General features: G+C 69.3%; 14 protein-coding genes. 12 read left to right on the forward strand and 2 right to left on the reverse strand.

Annotation, left to right across the window (positions count from 1 at the left end; genetic code table 11):
- The first annotated feature begins 248 nt into the window (after positions 1–248).
- From rpsB to AC5JOC_RS18260, 11 genes are all read left to right on the forward strand, one after another.
- Complete coding sequence (gene rpsB, locus AC5JOC_RS18210; RefSeq protein ID WP_064295105.1) at positions 249–1172, forward strand: 30S ribosomal protein S2; 924 nt, start codon at positions 249–251, stop codon at positions 1170–1172.
- Positions 1173–1190: 18 nt separating this feature from the next.
- The gene (gene tsf / locus AC5JOC_RS18215; RefSeq protein WP_064295106.1) at positions 1191–2018 is read left to right on the forward strand and encodes a translation elongation factor Ts; all 828 of its coding nucleotides are present in this window, start codon (positions 1191–1193) and stop codon (positions 2016–2018) included.
- A 169-nt stretch (positions 2019–2187) separates the two neighbouring features.
- Positions 2188–2901, forward strand: coding sequence for a UMP kinase (gene pyrH / locus AC5JOC_RS18220; RefSeq protein WP_056006822.1), 714 nt, complete (start codon positions 2188–2190; stop codon positions 2899–2901).
- Positions 2902–2973: 72 nt separating this feature from the next.
- The gene (gene frr, locus AC5JOC_RS18225) at positions 2974–3528 is read left to right on the forward strand and encodes a ribosome recycling factor (RefSeq protein ID WP_064295107.1); all 555 of its coding nucleotides are present in this window, start codon (positions 2974–2976) and stop codon (positions 3526–3528) included.
- Between the two features lie 71 nt (positions 3529–3599).
- Positions 3600–4646 carry a phosphatidate cytidylyltransferase gene (locus AC5JOC_RS18230; protein WP_241160866.1) on the forward strand — a complete coding sequence of 349 codons (1047 nt, stop codon included), beginning with the start codon at positions 3600–3602 and terminating at the stop codon, positions 4644–4646.
- 55 nt (positions 4647–4701) lie between these two features.
- Positions 4702–5259: a DivIVA domain-containing protein gene (locus tag AC5JOC_RS18235; RefSeq protein WP_236555416.1), complete on the forward strand. Its 558-nt coding sequence runs from the start codon at positions 4702–4704 to the stop codon at positions 5257–5259.
- 75 nt (positions 5260–5334) lie between these two features.
- Positions 5335–6003, forward strand: a complete 669-nt coding sequence (locus tag AC5JOC_RS18240; RefSeq protein WP_079705666.1) for an aggregation-promoting factor C-terminal-like domain-containing protein — start codon at positions 5335–5337, stop codon at positions 6001–6003.
- Positions 6004–6053: 50 nt separating this feature from the next.
- Positions 6054–6344, forward strand: a complete 291-nt coding sequence (locus AC5JOC_RS18245) for an Rv1322 family protein (RefSeq protein WP_071260877.1) — start codon at positions 6054–6056, stop codon at positions 6342–6344.
- Positions 6345–6396: 52 nt separating this feature from the next.
- Positions 6397–7140 (forward strand): alpha/beta hydrolase, encoded by a 744-nt coding sequence (locus AC5JOC_RS18250; RefSeq protein ID WP_124769142.1) that lies wholly within the window; start codon positions 6397–6399, stop codon positions 7138–7140.
- 118 nt (positions 7141–7258) lie between these two features.
- Positions 7259–9121, forward strand: a complete 1863-nt coding sequence (locus AC5JOC_RS18255; RefSeq protein ID WP_138946842.1) for a DUF8094 domain-containing protein — start codon at positions 7259–7261, stop codon at positions 9119–9121.
- Entirely contained in the window at positions 9118–10098 is a 981-nt protein-coding gene (locus AC5JOC_RS18260; protein ID WP_494246958.1) for a tetratricopeptide repeat protein, read from the forward strand. Before AC5JOC_RS18255 ends, AC5JOC_RS18260 begins: the two co-directional genes overlap by 4 nt.
- A 79-nt stretch (positions 10099–10177) precedes the next feature.
- On the opposite strand, the gene glgB is transcribed toward AC5JOC_RS18260, so the two are convergent.
- Positions 10178–12400, reverse strand: a complete 2223-nt coding sequence (glgB, locus tag AC5JOC_RS18265; protein WP_124770159.1) for a 1,4-alpha-glucan branching protein GlgB — start codon at positions 12398–12400, stop codon at positions 10178–10180.
- Between the two features lie 65 nt (positions 12401–12465).
- Positions 12466–14520, reverse strand: coding sequence for an alpha-1,4-glucan--maltose-1-phosphate maltosyltransferase (locus AC5JOC_RS18270; RefSeq protein ID WP_494246959.1), 2055 nt, complete (start codon positions 14518–14520; stop codon positions 12466–12468).
- 172 nt (positions 14521–14692) lie between these two features.
- Here AC5JOC_RS18270 and glgP point away from each other — a divergent pair, with 172 nt between their 5' ends.
- Positions 14693–17266 (forward strand): alpha-glucan family phosphorylase, encoded by a 2574-nt coding sequence (gene glgP, locus AC5JOC_RS18275; RefSeq protein WP_494246960.1) that lies wholly within the window; start codon positions 14693–14695, stop codon positions 17264–17266.
- Positions 17267–17290: the final 24 nt, after the last annotated feature.

The following is a 17290-nucleotide window of genomic DNA, read 5'->3' on the forward strand; positions in this document are numbered from 1 at the left end:
TGGTCGGACGGCCTGTGGAGCGCCGTCATCACGGTGGCCTGATGCTATGCTGAACGGAGCACCTCGCTCGTCGGGGTGACTACGCGTGCCATTTCGGCCACCACTTCCAATCGGTCCTCGCTCTCCGGAGCGTGGCGGACGTGCGCCGGGCACCAGGGACGAGGCCATCCGGTCCGTCAGACAACCGAGGCACTCCCACCCGTCCGCGTCAGCGGTGCGGTGGCGAGCGCAGAACAGGAGAACGGCTCATGGCCGTCGTAACCATCCGCCAGCTGCTCGACAGCGGCGTGCACTTCGGGCACCAGACCCGCCGTTGGAACCCGAAGATGAAGCGCTTCATCTTCACCGAGCGTTCCGGCATCTACATCATCGACCTGCAGCAGTCGCTCGGCTACATCGACCAGGCCTTCGACTTCGTCAAGGAGACGGTCGCCCACGGTGGCACCATCCTCTTCGTCGGCACGAAGAAGCAGGCGCAGGAAGTCATCGCCGAGCAGGCGACGCGCGTCGGCCAGCCCTACGTCAACCAGCGTTGGCTCGGTGGCCTCCTCACCAACTTCCAGACGGTGTCGAAGCGACTCGCCCGCATGAAGGAGCTCGAGGAGCTCGACTTCGAAGACGCCTCCAAGAGCGGCTTCACCAAGAAGGAACTCCTCATCAAGAAGCGCGAGCTGGACAAGCTCCACAAGTCGCTCGGTGGTATCCGCAACCTCTCGAAGACGCCGTCGGCGCTCTGGGTCGTCGACACCAAGAAGGAGCACCTCGCGATCGACGAGGCGCGCAAGCTCGGCATCCCGGTCATCGGCATCCTCGACACCAACTGCGACCCCGACGAGGTCACCTACCCGATCCCGGGTAACGACGACGCGATCCGTTCCGTCGGCCTGCTGACGCGCATCATCGCCGACGCCGCCGCCGAGGGTCTCATCCAGCGCCACCAGAAGCCGACCGAGGGCGACGCCCCGGCCGAGCCGCTCGCCGAGTGGGAGCAGGAGCTGCTCCAGGGCGGCGAGCAGGGTTCCGCCGAGACCGAGAAGGTCGCCGATGAGGCGATCGCCGCAACCGACGCCGTCGAGGCAGCCCCGGCTGTCGAAGACGTCGAGGTCGCTGCAACCGAGTCCGCCGCCGACGCCGAGGGCGCAGCTGCCGCCGTCGTCGCCGACGAGAAGTAATCAAGGAGGACACCAGCAATGGCCAACTTTTCTCTCGCTGACCTGAAGGTGCTGCGCGAGCAGCTCGGCACCGGCATGGTCGACACCAAGAACGCACTCGTCGAAGCCGATGGCGACGTCGAGAAGGCGACCGAGATCCTGCGTCTCAAGGGTGCGAAGGGCAACGCGAAGCGTGCCGACCGCTCCACGAGCGAGGGCCTCGTCGCCGCGAAGGAGAACGGCGACACCGCCACGCTCATCGAGCTCGCCTGCGAGACCGACTTCGTCGCGAAGGGCGAGAAGTTCCTCGCTCTGGCCGACCTCGTCCTCGACGCGGTCGTCGCCGCCGGCGCGACCACCGTCGAAGAGGGGAACGCGGCTCCGGCCGACGGCAAGACCGTCGCCGAGGTCATCGCGGACTCCGCTGCGATCATCGGTGAGAAGTTCGAGCTCCGCCGCCTCGCGGTGGTGCACGGTGAGCACTTCGCCGTCTACCTCCACAAGACCAACAAGGACCTGCCCGCGCAGGTCGGCGTGGTCGTCGGCTACACGGGCGACGACGCGGAGACGGCTCGCAGCATCGCGCAGCACATCTCGTTCGCCAACCCGTCCTACCTCAGCCGCGACGACGTCCCGGCCGACGAGGTCGAGAAGGAGCGCGAGATCGTCACCGAGATCTCGAAGAACGAGGGCAAGCCCGAGGCCGCACTGCCGAAGATCGTCGAGGGCCGCGTGACCTCGTACTTCAAGCAGGTCGCGCTCCTCGAGCAGGACTACGCCAAGGACAACAAGCTGTCCGTGCAGAAGGTGCTCGCTGACGCGGGCCTCACCGTGACCGGGTTCGCCCGCTTCAAGGTCGGCGCGTAGCAGTTGTGACGGGGTCCGGATCGCCAGTGGCGATCCGGACCCCTTTGCGTGCGCGGGCATACCCGTGCACGTGGGATCGGTGACGATCCAGCCAGCGAGTCGACGGCTGTCGCGGACAGCGGGCGGCTCCTGACGCTAAGTTGTGTGAGGGACGAGGAAGGACAGGCGGATGCCGGAGAAGAAGCGCAGGGTACTGCTCAAGCTGTCAGGTGAGGCGTTCGGAGGCGGCCAGTTGGGCGTCAACCCCGACGTGGTCGGGTCGATCGCCCGCGAGATCGCTGAAGCGACCGCCGAGGTCGAGGTCGCAGTGGTCGTCGGAGGCGGCAACTTCTTCCGCGGAGCCGAGCTCAGCCAGCGCGGCATGGACCGCGGCCGAGCCGACTACATGGGCATGCTCGGAACGGTCATGAACGCCCTGGCGCTCCAGGACTTCCTGGAACAGGCCGGCGCCGCCACGCGCGTGCAGTCGGCCATCGCCATGACGCAGGTCGCCGAGCCGTACATCCCGCTCCGTGCCGAGCGACACCTCGAGAAGGGTCGCGTCGTCATCTTCGGAGCGGGCGCCGGACTCCCGTACTTCTCGACCGACACCGTCTCGGCACAGCGCGCGCTCGAGATCGGAGCCGTCGAGGTCCTCGTCGCCAAGAACGGCGTCGACGGCGTCTACACCGCCGACCCCCGCGTCGACCCGACGGCGACGAAGATCGACACCATCTCCTATCAGGAGGCGCTCCAGCGCGGCCTCAAGGTCGTCGACTCGACGGCCTTCAGCCTCTGCATGGACAACGGCATGCCGATGCGCGTCTTCGGCATGGAGCCGGCCGGCAACGTCACGGCGGCCATCCGCGGTGCCGCGATCGGCACCCTCGTCACCTCCGCCTAGGCGGCAGGGCGGCCAGGCCGAGGCCCGCCGCCCGACTAGACTGAACCCAGTAATGCAATCAAAGGAGTGCTCGTGATCGCGGATGTCCTCTCGGATGTTGGTACCCGGATGTCGAAGGCCGTCGAGGCCGCGAAGGATGACTTCGCCACGGTGCGTACGGGTCGCGCCAACCCCCAGCTGTTCCAGAAGGTCCTGGTGAGCTACTACGGCACGCCGACGCCGCTGGCGCAGCTCGCCTCCCTGCAGAACCAGGAAGCTCGCACGATCGTCGTGACGCCCTACGACAAGTCCGCACTGCGCGACATCGAGCAGGCGATCCGCGACATCCCGAACCTCGGCGCCAACCCGACGAACGACGGCACCGTCATCCGGGTCACCATGCCCGAACTGACCGCTGAGCGTCGCAAGGAATACGTCAAGATCGTCCGCGGCAAGGGTGAAGACGCGAAGGTGTCGATCCGCAACATCCGTCGCAAGGGCAAGGACGACCTCGAGGCGCTCAAGAGCGAGGTCGGCGATGACGACGTCGCACGCGGCGAGAAGGAGCTCGAGGCCGTCACGAAGTCGCACATCGACGCCGTCGACGCCGCGCTGAAGGCCAAGGAGACCGAGCTGCTCTCCATCTGAGCCGCTGTCCCACCGCTGATTCCGTTCGCCGACCGGTCCCTCGACCGACGGCACGCCCGCTGGAGGTACCTGTGGAAGACGATGTCGCTCCCGGGCGATCGAGCGATCCGTCGAAGCCCGAACCCGGCCGGTCCGGCAAGTCGGGTCCGCAGGAATTGCGTTCCCAGCTGAAGGACCGCCGCGCGAAGTTCGAGCGGCAGGTCGACGCCAAACGTGCCGACATCGAACGGCAGGTCCAGGCGACGAAGGCGCAGTTCGACGCGACGAACGAACGCATCGAGGCGCGGGTCGGCCGCAACCTCGTGAACGCCATCCTCATCGGGGTGGCCGCGGGCGGCATCATGCTCGTGAGCCTGATCATCTTCAAGGTGATCTTCGTCGTCCTGGCCTCGGCCGTGGTGGCCTTCGCCACGCTGGAGCTGCGGAAGGCCCTCGAGCAGACCGGGCGCCGGGTGCCGGCGATCCCGACCGTCATCTCGGCCGTCGCGATGCAGCCGGCGGCGTTCTTCCTCCACGACGTCTGGCGTTGGTCCGTCGTCCTGCTCGGCATCCTGCTCGTCATCGTCTGGCGCGTGGCCGAGCAGGCCATCGCTTCGAAGCGGACCGACCTTCCCACGCTCGTCCGCGACCTCGCGTCCGGGACGTTCATCCAGGTCTACGTCCCCTTCCTCGCCTCCTTCGCCGTGTTCCTCGTCGCCCAGCCCGAGGGCGAATGGTGGACGCTGGCGTTCCTGATCCTCGTCATCTGCGTCGACGTCGGTGCTTATGTGAGCGGCCTGTCGTTCGGCAAGCACAAGATGGCGCCGGTGATCAGCCCGAACAAGACCTGGGAGGGCTTCGCCGGGGCGGGGGTCGTCTCGGTCGTGGCCGGCGTGCTGCTCGCGATCCTCATGCTCGGTGTCCCGTGGTGGGTCGGTGTCCTGCTCGGTCTGCTGCTCCTCGGCAGTGCCACGGTCGGCGACCTCGCGGAGTCGCTCATCAAGCGCGACATCGGCGTGAAGGACATGAGCTCGTGGCTTCCCGGGCACGGGGGATTCCTCGACCGCCTGGACTCGATCCTGCCGTCGGCGGTCGTCGCCTACGTGGTCTACCTCCTGTTCGGCGGACTCGCGGTCTGAGTCCCGGCTCGGTCCGATTTCGCCCGATCAGCCCCTCATGGGGGAGAATGGTCCGGTGAGCACGATCTTCCCCACCGCAAAACGTTCGAAGCGTGGCTACGATCCGGCCGAGGTCGACGAGTTCCTCGACCGCGCTCGCGCCGCCTACGGGCAGGACACCGACGCCGACGCCGATGCGATCCTGAGCGCGGAGGACATCCGGCACGTGGCGTTCCGGCTCGTCCGGGGTGGCTACAGCACCGAGCACGTCGACGCGGCGCTCGAGCGACTCGAGGACGCCTTCTCGCTCCGCGAGCGGGAGCGGTCGGTCGAGGAGCGCGGTGCCAAGGAGTGGCTGCGCGACGCCCGCGGCACCGCGCAGGTCATCCTCAACCGGCTGACGAGGCCGGAGGGCCAGCGGTTCCAGCGCGTGAGCCTGCTCGCCCGCGGCTACAGCCGGAAGGACGTGGACGCCCTCGCGGATCGCCTCGTCGCCTACTTCCACGACGGCACGCCGCTCAACGTCGACCGCGTCCGCACGGCCGTGTTCCGCAACGAATGGGCCGGTTACCGCGAGTCCCAGGTCGACGCACTGCTCGACAGCGTCGTGGACGTCATGCTGGCGGTTCGCTGAGCGTCGGCCGACCAGGTGGCCTGATCAGGCATTCTCGGCTACCATCGATGCATCGTGCCTCAAGACTCAACTGACGTGACCCCGTGGAAACCATCAGCCCAGCCGAACACCGGTAAGGCGGTTCAGCCCTACCGTCGGCCGCGCTCTCGCGGCAAGAAGGTCCTCGGGATCTTCGCGGCGACGGCTGCGTTCGGCTTCGTCGCCGTGACGATGGTCGACCCGACCTCGAGCGTCGTGGCGTCCTCCTATGCGGAGAAGCAGGCGCAGTTCGGTGGCAACGCCGCGCAGTCCGTCGTCGCAAGCTCGAACTACCAGTACACCTTCGCCCGCGACAGCTACGAGGTCGTCGCTCCGCCTCCGCCGCCTCCCGTGGCGACGCCGGCCGCGACCGGCGGCGGTTCCTCGTCCACGGGCAGCGCTCCCGCGGCAGGCACGCCCGACCCGGGTACGGCTCAGGCCATCGCCTACGACATGGTCATGGCCAACGGCTGGGGCGAGGGCGAGTACAGCTGCCTCGTCTCCCTGTGGAACCGCGAGTCGGGTTGGAACGTGTACGCCTACAACGCCAGCTCCGGCGCCACGGGCATCCCGCAGGCGCTTCCCGGCTCCAAGATGGCCTCGGCCGGAGCCGACTGGGCGACCAACCCCGCGACGCAGATCACCTGGGGTCTCGGATACATCACGAGTCGGTACAGCACGCCGTGTGGCGCGTGGGCCCACTCGGAGTCCAACGGCTGGTACTGACCGGAACCGCCTCCCGACACGGTCGTGGAGGCTGAGCCTAGACTTGACCCATGCCCCGACACCACCGCCACCGGCCACGGCCCGGCGACGACGAGGGTAACGGTCTCGAACGGCTGATGGCGGGGTGGAAACGCACCGAGGACCATCGAGACGGATCCTGGTTCGTCCAGCCCGTCAGCGGTTCCAGTGCGCAGAAGACCTATGTGTGTCCTGGATGCGGACAGTCCATCCCGCCCGGCACCGCCCATGTGGTGACGTGGCGCGCTGACGGGGTCCTGGGCGACCAGGCCGACATCGCTGCCCGGCGGCACTGGCACTCCCACTGCTGGCGGATCCGGTGAACGCACGCACGCCGCGAAACGACCCGACCACACTGCCCCGGAGGACTGACTCATGACCGACACCATCGAGATCCGTGGTGGCGCCGAGCTCCCCGCCGTCCGCGAGGAGATCGAGCTGCACACGGCCGACGGCCTGACCCTCGTCGGCGAGCTCGCGGTGCCGGCCGACGGCGAGATCGTCGCGACCCTGGTGACGCTCCACCCGCTGCCGACCGCCGGCGGGTTCATGGACTCCCATGTGCTCCGGAAGGCCGCGGCGCGCCTGCCTGCGCTCGCGGGGATCGCGGTGCTCCGCTTCAACACCCGCGGCACCTCGTCTCCGCGAGGGACGAGCGACGGCGCGTTCGACGGCGGCGTCGGCGAGCGGGCCGATGTCGAGGCCGCGCTGGCGTTCGTGGCCGAGCGCGGGCTTCCGCATCCGTGGATCGTCGGATGGTCGTTCGGGACCGAGCTGGCCTTGAAGTACGGGCGCGACCCGGCCGTCGACGGCGTGATCCTCCTCTCTCCGCCGCTGCACCGCACGACGGAGGACGAGCTCCGGGCCTGGGCCGGCGACGACCGGCCGATGGTCGTCCTCGTGCCCGAGTTCGACGACTACCTCCGACCCGCGGAAGCGGCGGAACGGTTCGGCGTCCTCCCCGGGGCCACCCTCGTCCCGGTGGACGGTGCCAAGCACCTGTGGGTGGGGGAGAGCCAGACCCGACGCGTGCTCACCGAGATCGTCGCTGCAGTGCGTCCCGAGGCGCTGCCGCTCCCGACCCACTGGCCGGCCCCCGGCCTCTCAGCGGCCGTCTAGCCGCCTCCCAGTCATTTCCGATAGCCTGAACCACCTGCGTCTCCTGCCGGCCCGACCCGCCGGATCCCGTCGGACGCAGGATCACCCGCGTCGCTCCGACGCCAGAGGAGAGTAATCCGTGCGTTTCGTTCTCGCCATCGCCGCGTTCGTCGTGGCAGCCGTCATGATCGTGACGGGAATCGCGCAACGGACCGTGTTCCTCTCGCCCGGCACCTTCAGCCTGTCCACGACGGTCGACAGCGGTGATCGGTTCATCGTCATCCCCGGGAGCGTGCTGCAGTCGCAGCCGGGAGCGCAGTCCATCGTGGCGGGCGCGGGCGGCGACACCCAGGTGTTCATGAGCTACGGGCGCTCCGACGACATCACGGCCTGGCTCGGCGACGAGCCCTACAGCCGCGTCGGCGTCAACAGTGCCGGCACCGCCCTGACGACCACCACCGTCACCGCCGAGGCGGACGCGACCGACGACGGGGCGACCCCGAGTCCGGAGCCGTCGGCGACGCCGGCCCCCGAGGCCACCGACGACACCACCACCTCCGAGAAGGGCCCGGACCCGCGCGGATCCGACCTCTGGCTCGGCGAGTACGACGAGGCGGGCGCGGTCATCGCGACGATGAACCTGCCGAAGGACATCGACGTGCTCATCGCGACCGACGGTACGGCCGCCGCTCCGGATTCCCTCCGCCTCTCCTGGCCACTCGACAACGCCACCCCGTGGGCCGGCCCGCTGATCGCCGGTGGCATCCTCGTGCTCCTCGCCGGCATCGTGCTCTACCTCTCGGGGATCCAGCGCATGCGTCGCTCGCGAGGCCCGCGTCGCAAGGGTCCGGGACAAGGACAGAAGGGCATCACGAAGATGTCGAGACAACCGAAGCCGCGCCGCCCCCGTGAACTCGGAGCCGGCAAGACGAAGCGCTCCCCGCTCCGCCGTTCCCTCGTCGTGGGCGTCCCGCTCGTCCTCATCGGCACGCTCGGCCTGAGCGGCTGCTCCCAGGACTACTGGCCGACCATCGGAGCGCCGTCACCGACGCCCACCGTCACCGCGACGGACCTGCCGGCCGACAGCCAGGACCAGGACTTCGCGGCGCCCGTCGTCACCGTGCCACAGGTCGAACGGATCGTGTCGCGGATCTCGACGGCGGCGTCCGAGGCCGATGCTGCGCTCGACGGCACCGCTGCGGCCGTCCGGTTCTCCGGGCCGGCGCTCGAGGAGCGCACCGCGAACTACGCCCTCCGCTCGAAGGTGGCCGACGCCGCCGGAGCGACCCCCATCCCCGCCTCGCCCGTCACGCTCACCCTGCCTCAGGCGACGGACGCCTGGCCACGGACGGTCATGACCGCGATCCAGGACAAGGCCGACGAGACGGTGTCGCCGACGGTCCTCGTGATGACCCAGCAGGACCCGCGGTCGAACTACCAGGTCGTCTACGCGGAGAAGCTCCTCGAGGGCGCCCGACTCGAGAACGTCGCGCCCGCGACCATCGGTGCCGCGAGCGTCCCGCCGGACTCGAAGCTGCTCGTCATGCCGCCGGAGGAGATCGCCGCGGCCTACGCCGACATCATCACGAACGGCGACGCGAGCACCTTCGCCGGCCTGTTCAACGCCGATGGCGACGTCTTCCGCACGCAGGTCGCCGCGGACCGCGCGACGAAGGCCGCCAACCTGCCGACGACGGCGAGCATCGCCTTCTCGGCGGCCGCCGGTACCGGCCCGAACGTCGCGCTGGCGACCAACGACTCCGGCGCGATCGTCGCCGTCAACGTGCAGGAGGGCGAGGTGGTCTCCGTCGTCACAGCCGGTGCTACCGTGAAACCTTCGGGTGCGGTCGCCGCGCTCTCCGGGATCACCGAGAGCGCGAAGGGGACACAGGCCACCTACGGCGACCAGCTCCTGTTCTACGTGCCAGCCGTCAACTCCGGAGAGAAGATCACCTTGCTCGGATTCACCCAGACCCTCATCGCCGCATCGGAGCTCCCGTGAGTGCCGCGGAGCCGAGCGCGGCACACCTGCGCGGCGCCGTCGACCTCTCCGGCCTCGCGCGTCGCCACCAGACGCCGCCCGCCGGTGCGCCGACCCAGCCAGGCGCGCCTGCAGAAGCGCCCGGCGCGACGACCGACCAGACCGTCCAGGTCCCGTCCCTCGTCTTCGACGCGACGGACGACGGGTTCGGACAGGTCGTCGAGCTGTCCTCCGTGGTCCCCGTCGTCATCGACCTCTGGGCCGAATGGTGCGGACCGTGCAAGCAGCTCTCGCCGGTACTCGAGCGCCTCGCCGCGGAATACGCCGGTCGCTTCGTGCTCGCCAAGGTGGACGTCGACGCGAACCCGCAGCTCTCCCAGGCCTTCCAGGCGCAGTCGATCCCGATGGTCGTCGCCGTCGTGGGCGGACGCCCGGTGCCGATGTTCAACGGCGCGATCCCGGAGTCGCAGGTGCGCGACGTGATCGAGCAGTTGCTGCAGCTGGCCGAGCAGAACGGGGTCTCCGGTCGGGCCGTCGTCGCCGATGGCGACGCTGCAGCCCCCGCCGAGCCCGTGGAAGAGCCGCTGCCGCCCCTCCACGCCGAGGCGTACGAGGCCATCGAGCGCGCCGACTACCCGACGGCCATCGCCGCGTATGAGAAGGCCATCGCGCAGAACCCGAAGGACGACATGGCTGTGGCCGGCCTCGCCCAGGTCCGTCTGCTGCACCGCCTCACGGGGAAGACCCTCGATGAGATCCGCGGACGAGCGGCCGCCGCTCCCGACGATCTCGACGCCCAGCTGACCGTCGCCGACCTCGACCTCTCCGGAGGACACCTCGAGGACGCCTTCGACCGGCTGCTGACGCTGTTCCCCGACCTCGACCAGTCGGGCAAGGACACCGTCCGGACGCGCCTGCTCGAGCTGTTCCAGGTCGCCGGCGTCACCGATCCGCGCGTCATGAAGGCCAGGGCCCGGTTGACCGGCCTCCTCTACTGACCGGACCGATGCACGACGAAGGCCCGCCTCCCTCAGGAGGCGGGCCTTCGTCGTGCATCCGGGTGCTGCGGAAGCCTGGTCAGCCGACGTGCTTGAGCCAGATCATGCCGAGCGGAGGGAGCGTGAGCTCGGCGGAAGCCGGGCGTCCCGCCCACGGTGACGCCGACGCCTCGATCGATCCGTAGTTGCCCACGCCGGATCCGCCGTACTCCACGGCGTCGGTGTTGAGCAGTTCCTCCCACCGACCCGCGCGAGGCAGACCGACCCGGTACGGCCCGACGGGGGCACCGGAGAAGTTCACGAGCGCGGCGATCACGTTGCCGTCGTCGTCCCAGCGCAGGAAGGAGAGCACGCTGTTCTGTGCGTCCCCGGCGTCGAGCCATTCGAAGCCGGCGGCGTCGTGGTCGAGGGCCCAGAGAGCCGGGTGCTCCGTGTACACGGCGTTGAGTCGGGACACGAGGCCGAGCAGTGCCCGGTGGCTCGGCTGGTCCAGGATCCACCAGTCCAGACCGCGTTCCTCCGACCACTCGGAGGGCTGACCGAACTCCTGGCCCATGAAGAGCAACTGCTTGCCGGGGTGGGCCCACATGAAGGCGAGGTAGGCCCGCATGTTCGCGAGTTGCTGCCAGTGGTCACCGGGCATCTTCGCGAGGAGGGACCCCTTGCCGTGGACGACCTCGTCGTGGCTGATCGGCAGGAGGAAGCTCTCGCTGAAGGCGTAGACCATCGAGAAGGTGATCTCGCCGTGGTGGTGCGACCGGTAGAGCGGGTCGTGCTCGATGTACTGGAGCGAATCGTGCATCCAGCCCATGTTCCACTTCAGGCCGAACCCGAGTCCGCCCTCGCTCGTCGGCGCGGTGACGCCGGGCCAACTCGTCGACTCCTCGGCGATCATCACGATCCCGGGGTTCCGTCGATAGGCCGTCGCGTTCGCCTCCTGGAGGAGACTGATCGCTTCGAGGTTCTCGCGCCCGCCGTGGACGTTCGGCAGCCACTCGCCGTCCTTCCGCGAGTAGTCGAGGTACAGCATCGAGGCGACGGCGTCGACGCGCAGGCCGTCGACGTGGAACTCCTCGAGCCAGTAGAGGGCGTTGGCCACCAGGAAGTTCTTGACCTGGGGCTGGCCGAAGTCGAAGACGAGGGTGCCCCAGTCCGGCTGTTCGCCACGTCGCGGGTCGGGGTGCTCGTAGAGGGGCTGACCGTCGAAGTTCGCGAGGGCCCACTCGTCCTTGGGGAAGTGGCCGGGCACCCAGTCCATGAGGACGCCGATCCCCGCGCCGTGGAGACGGTCGATCAGGTACTTGAGGTCGTCGCTCGAACCGAAGCGGCTGGTCGGCGCGTAGTAGCCGGTGACCTGGTAGCCCCAGGAGCCGCCGAAGGGGTGCTCGGCGAGCGGCATGAACTCGACGTGCGTGTAGCCGAGCTCCGCGATGTACTCGATGAGCTGGTCCGCGAGGTCCCGGTAGCCGAGCCCGGGACGCCAGGAGCCGACGTGCAGCTCGTAGACGCTCATGGGTCCGTTGTGCGGATCGCTCGCGGCCCGCCGATCGAGCCACGCCTCGTCGGTCCAGCGGTAGTCGCTGACACCGGTCACGGATGCGGTGGCGGGGGAGCGCTCGGTGAACCGGGCCATCGGGTCGGACCGACGGACCCAGTCGCCGTGCTGGGTCAGGATCTCGAAGCGGTACAGCTCGCCGGCGCCGATGGTGGGGATGAACAGCTCCCAGACACCCGTCGCACCCATGTTGCGCATGGCGTGCGCCGTGCCGTCCCAGGAGTTGAGGTCGCCGATGACCCGGACCGCGCGCGCGTGGGGTGCCCAGACGGCGAACGCGGTGCCGGCGACCGACTCGGTGACCCCACGCAGCTCGGTGACGTGTGCGCCGAGGGCGTCCCAGAGTCGTTCGTGGCGACCCTCGCCGATGAGGTGCAGGTCGAGTTCGCCGATCGACGGCGCGAACCGGTACGGGTCGTCGGCGTTCCAGATCGACCCGTCGCTGTAGCGGGCGTCGAGCGTGTAGTCGATGATGCCGTCGACGTGGAAGCCCTGCCAGATGCCGGCGCGGACGTGCGCGAGCTCCACGCGCGCACCGTTGGCGAGCACCGCCGTCACCTGCTCGGCCAGCGGGCGTCTGGCGCGGACGACCACGAGGGGGTCGCTCACCCCGCCGAGGTCGACGAGGTGCTGGCCGAGGATCTGGTGCGGATCGTGGTAGCGGCCCTCCGCGACGGCGTCGAGGATCCAGTCCTCGACGGAGGGGAGCGGGAGCTCCCGGGGCGCCGGTGTGGCGTCGACCGGCATCGGTGCGGCTCGACGGCCGGAGCGCTTCGGTGCAGCGGCTCCGTCTGGGGTCACAGGGCTGGTCGTCATGGTCGGATCCTCACGCTCAGGATGTGCACGGGCTCGGTGAAGGCGTCGAGGCGCACGAAGTTGCTGTCGGACCAGATCCACTCGGCTCCCGTGACGAGGTCCGTGACGTCGAAGCTGCCGCCCGGGACGCCACCGAACACGGTCTGGTCGAGGTGCACCATGGTCTGTCGGACCGAGTGCGGATCGAGGTTGGCGACGACGAGCAGGGTGTCGTGCTCACCGGTGCCGGTGAACCGCTGGTCGAGATGCTTGCTGAAGACGAGGATCTGGTCGTCGTCGCTCCAGTGGAAGCTGATGTTGCGCAACTGCCGGAGGGCGGGATGCGCACGCCGGATCTGGTTGAGCAGGGTGAGGTACGGCGACAGCGAGGTGCCGGCGGCTTCCGCAGCGGCCCAGTCCCGCGGACGGTACTCGAACTTCTCGCTGTCGATGTTCTCCTCGGCACCGGGACGGGCGACGTTCTCGATGAGCTCGTACCCGGCGTAGACCCCCCACGTCGGCGCGGCGGTCGCGGCGATCGCCGCACGCACCTTGTACGCCGCCCGGCCACCGAACTGGAGGTACTCGGTGAGGATGTCCGGCGTGTTGACGAACAGGTTGGGCCGGAGGAAGTCGGCGGTCTCGGTCGCTGCCGCGCCGAGGAACTCCTCGAGCTCCTCCTTCGTGTTGCGCCACGTGAAGTAGGTGTAGCTCTGCTGGAACCCGACCTTCGCCAGACCCTGCAGCAGGGCCGGACGGGTGAAGGCCTCCGCGAGGAACACGACGTCGGGGTCCGTCCGGTTGACGGTCGCGAGCAACCACTCCCAGAAGTCGAGCGGCTTGGTGTGGGGGTTGTCGACGCGGAAGATGCGGACACCGAGCGAGATCCAGTGCCGGACGATGCGCAGCACCTCGGCCCGGATGCCCTCGGGGTCGTTGTCGAAGTTGACCGGGTAGATGTCCTGGTACTTCTTCGGCGGGTTCTCGGCGTACGCGATCGTGCCGTCGGGGAGGGTCGTGAACCACTCGGGGTGCTCGGTCACCCAGGGGTGGTCCGGCGACGCTTGCAGCGCGAGATCGAGGGCGACCTCCAGGCCGACCTTCTTCGCCTGGCGGACGAAGGCGACGAAGTCCTTCTCCGTGCCGAGGTCGGGATGGATCGCGTCATGACCGCCCGCGGCACCACCGATCGCCCAGGGGGAACCCGGGTCGTGCTCGCCGGGCGTGAGGGTGTTGTTCGGCCCCTTGCGGAACGTCACGCCGATGGGGTGGATGGGCGGCAGGTAGAGGACGTCGAACCCCATCGCGGCGACGGCCGGCAACCGACCGGCTGCGCTGCGGAAGGTGCCCGACGTCCAGGAGCCGTCCGGGTTCCGCTCGGCACCCTCCGACCGCGGGAAGAACTCGTACCAGGAACCGACGCCGGCCCGGGTTCGCTCGACGCGGACCACGCGCTCGTCGCTCGTGCTCGCGAGACCGGCGAACGGCCGGCGGTCGGCGATGGCCAGGAGTTCGGGGTCGTCGAGCACCGCGAACCGGGCTGCCGGCTCGGCGTCGGTGTCGCGGAGGAGCTTGGCGGCGGCGGTGAGGAAGCGGCGGTCCTTCGCCGGGCGGAGCTTGTCCGTCGCGGCGCGCTCGAGGAGTTCCGCGCCGATGAGGTACATGAGCTCGACGTCGACGCCGGCCTCGATCTTGACCCGGGCGTTGTGCTCCCAGGTCGAGAACTCGTCGGCGAAGGCGCGGACCTGGTACCGCCAGGTGCCCTCGGTCGCGAGTTGGACCTCGACCTCGAAGCGGTCCGTGCCCGGGGCGCCCGGAGCCATCCGATGCGCGACCGTCTTCCCGCGCGGATCGGTGAGCAGGAGCTCGACGCCGATGAGGTCGTGTCCTTCGCGGAACGCGGTCGCGCCGAACGGCACCACCTCGCCCGAGAACGCCTTGGCCGGCCAACGGCCACCTTCGACCGAGGGCGTCGGATCCAGGATCGGGATGCGCCCGATGCTCGGGGACAGCGTGAGCGACACCGGTACGGCGTCGTCGACGGTGGAGGACTGCGGTACTGACTTCGGCATAGTGCGTTCCATCTCCTTCGGTGCCACTGGTCCGACCGTACCGCGAAACGACCACCGATGAAGGGGCGCGCGGGGTGTCGCGCGTCATGCTAAGGCCTTGGGCGCTGCCGTGTCCCGGGTGGCCGCCCGATGAGCGTTCGGGTGCGTTCCGCGGTTGCCATAGAGTGAGCGCGTGAAGGCTATCCGCAGGTTTACCGTCCGCGCGCTCATCCCCGAGTCCCTGACCTCGCTCACCGCCCTCGCTGCGAACCTGCGGTGGTCGTGGCACGAGCCGACGCAGCGCCTGTTCGACGAGATCGCACCGGACGTCTGGCGCGAGTCCGACCACGATCCGATCAGCGGCCTCGGACTCGTGACACCGGAGCGACTGGCGGAACTCGCCGCCGATGCGGACTTCGTCGGCCGGGCCGACGCCTTGCACGCCGACCTCCGCCGGTACCTGGAGGAGCCGCGGTGGTACCAGGGCCTCCCGGACCCGAAACCACAGACGATCGCCTACTTCTCGCCCGAATTCGGTATCGCCGCGGCCCTGCCGCAGTATTCGGGCGGACTCGGCATCCTCGCCGGCGACCACCTGAAGAGCGCCTCCGACCTCGGGGTGCCGCTCGTCGGCGTGGGTCTCCTGTACCGCTCCGGATACTTCGCGCAGTCGATCACGAACGACGGCTGGCAGCAGGAGTCCTATCCCGTGCAGGACCCCGACGGACTCCCGGTCACCGTGCTCCGGGAACCGGACGGGACACCGGTCACCGTCACCCTGGCGCTCCCCGACGACCGGAGCCTGTCGGCACGGGTCTGGATCGCCGAGGTCGGTCGGGTGCCACTGCTGCTGCTCGACACGGACATCCCGGAGAACGTCGCCGACCTGCGCGGCGTGACGGACCGGTTGTACGGCGGGGGTGGCGAGCATCGACTCCTGCAGGAACTCCTCCTCGGCATCGGCGGCGTCCGAGCGATCAAGCAGTGGAGCGAGCTCACGGACCACGCGCTGCCGCAGGTCTACCACTCCAACGAAGGCCACGCCGGTTTCCTGGGGCTCGAGCGGATCAGCGACCTCGTCGGGAACGGACTCTCCTTCGACGAGGCGCTGCAGCTCGTGCGCGGCGGGACCGTCTTCACGACGCACACCCCCGTTCCAGCCGGGATCGACCGGTTCGACCGCGAGGTGATCACGCGCTACTTCAGCGGTGACCTGCTCCCGGGCGTCGCCGCACCGGACGTCCTCGCACTCGGCGACGAGACGGCGAACGGCGGCTCGGCCGACGTGTTCAACCTGGCGATCATGGGCCTGCGTCTGGCGCAGCGCGCGAACGGCGTCAGTCGGTTGCACGGCGAGGTGAGCCGGGCGATGTTCCGAGGGCTCTGGCCCGGCTTCGACGTCTCGGACGTGCCGATCACGTCGATCACGAACGGTGTCCACGCCCCGAGCTGGACGGATCCGTCGCTCGTCGACCTCGCCGTGGACCGGTGGGGGACGACCGACACGAGTCGGGCGGACTGGTCCGATCCCTCGCTCTCGGACGCCGAGCTCTGGTCGCGGAAGCACGGGATGCGGGAGCGCCTCGTCGCCGACGTGCGACGCCGGATCGCCGATGGGTATCGGACCCAGAACCCGCAAGCGGTGCTCCCGTCCTGGATCGACGAACTGCTCGACCCCGAGGTGTTGACGATCGGGTTCGCCCGGCGGGTGCCGAGCTACAAGCGGCTCACCCTCATGCTGCGCGATCCCGACCGACTGCGCGCGATCCTGCTCCACCCCGAACGGCCCGTCCAGATCGTCGTCGCGGGCAAGGCACACCCGGCGGACGACGACGGCAAGCGGCTCATCCAGCGCCTCGTACAGTTCGCCCAGGATCCCGAGCTCCGATCGCGCATCGTCTTCCTGCCGGACTACGGCATCGGGATGGCCAAGACGCTCTACCCCGGCTGTGACGTGTGGTTGAACAACCCGCTGCGTCCCCTCGAGGCCTGCGGGACGTCCGGCATGAAGGCCGCACTCAACGGAGCCCTGAACCTGTCGATCCTCGACGGATGGTGGAACGAGTACGCGGACGGCGAGAACGGTTGGGTCATCCCGTCGGCGGACGGGGCGGCGGACGACGAGGAACGCGACGCCCTCGAGGCCACGGCGCTGTACGAGATCCTCGAGCACCAGCTGGTGCCGCGGTTCTACGAGCGCGAGGACGACGGGCTGCCGCAGCGCTGGATGCAGATGGTGCGACACACGATCTCGACGCTGTCCGAACCGCTCAGCGCCGACCGCATGGTCCGCGAGTACACGGAGCGCATGTACCTCCCGGCGGCGGCGATGGAGCGCGAGCTGAACGCGTCCGATCAGCAGCGGGCGCGCGAGCTGGCAGCCTACAAGCAGCGGGTGCGCGAGGCCTGGCCGCAGCTGGCGGTCGCCCATGTCGAGAGCGGCGGTGTCGACGCGGTCCCGCAGGTCGGTGACGTGCTGCGGCTGCGCGCCTACGTCCAGCTGGGATCGCTGTCACCCGAGGACGTGACCGTCGAGGTGGTCTGCGGGGTACCCGGTGCCGGGGGTGAACTGCTCGACATCCGGACGCAGCCGCTCGAGCAGCAGCAGTCCCCGTCGACGAGTCGGCCGGAGCACACGCTCGAGTACGCCGGGACGCTTCCCCTCGATCGGGCCGGCGGGTTCGGGTACACGGTGCGCATCGTGCCGAGACACGAGCTGCTCCTCACCCCCGCGGAACTCGGGCTCGTCGCCGTGGCGGACCAGTAGGGCGATCTCCTCCGACGCGCCGGT

The organism is Plantibacter sp. (assembly GCF_059073635.1).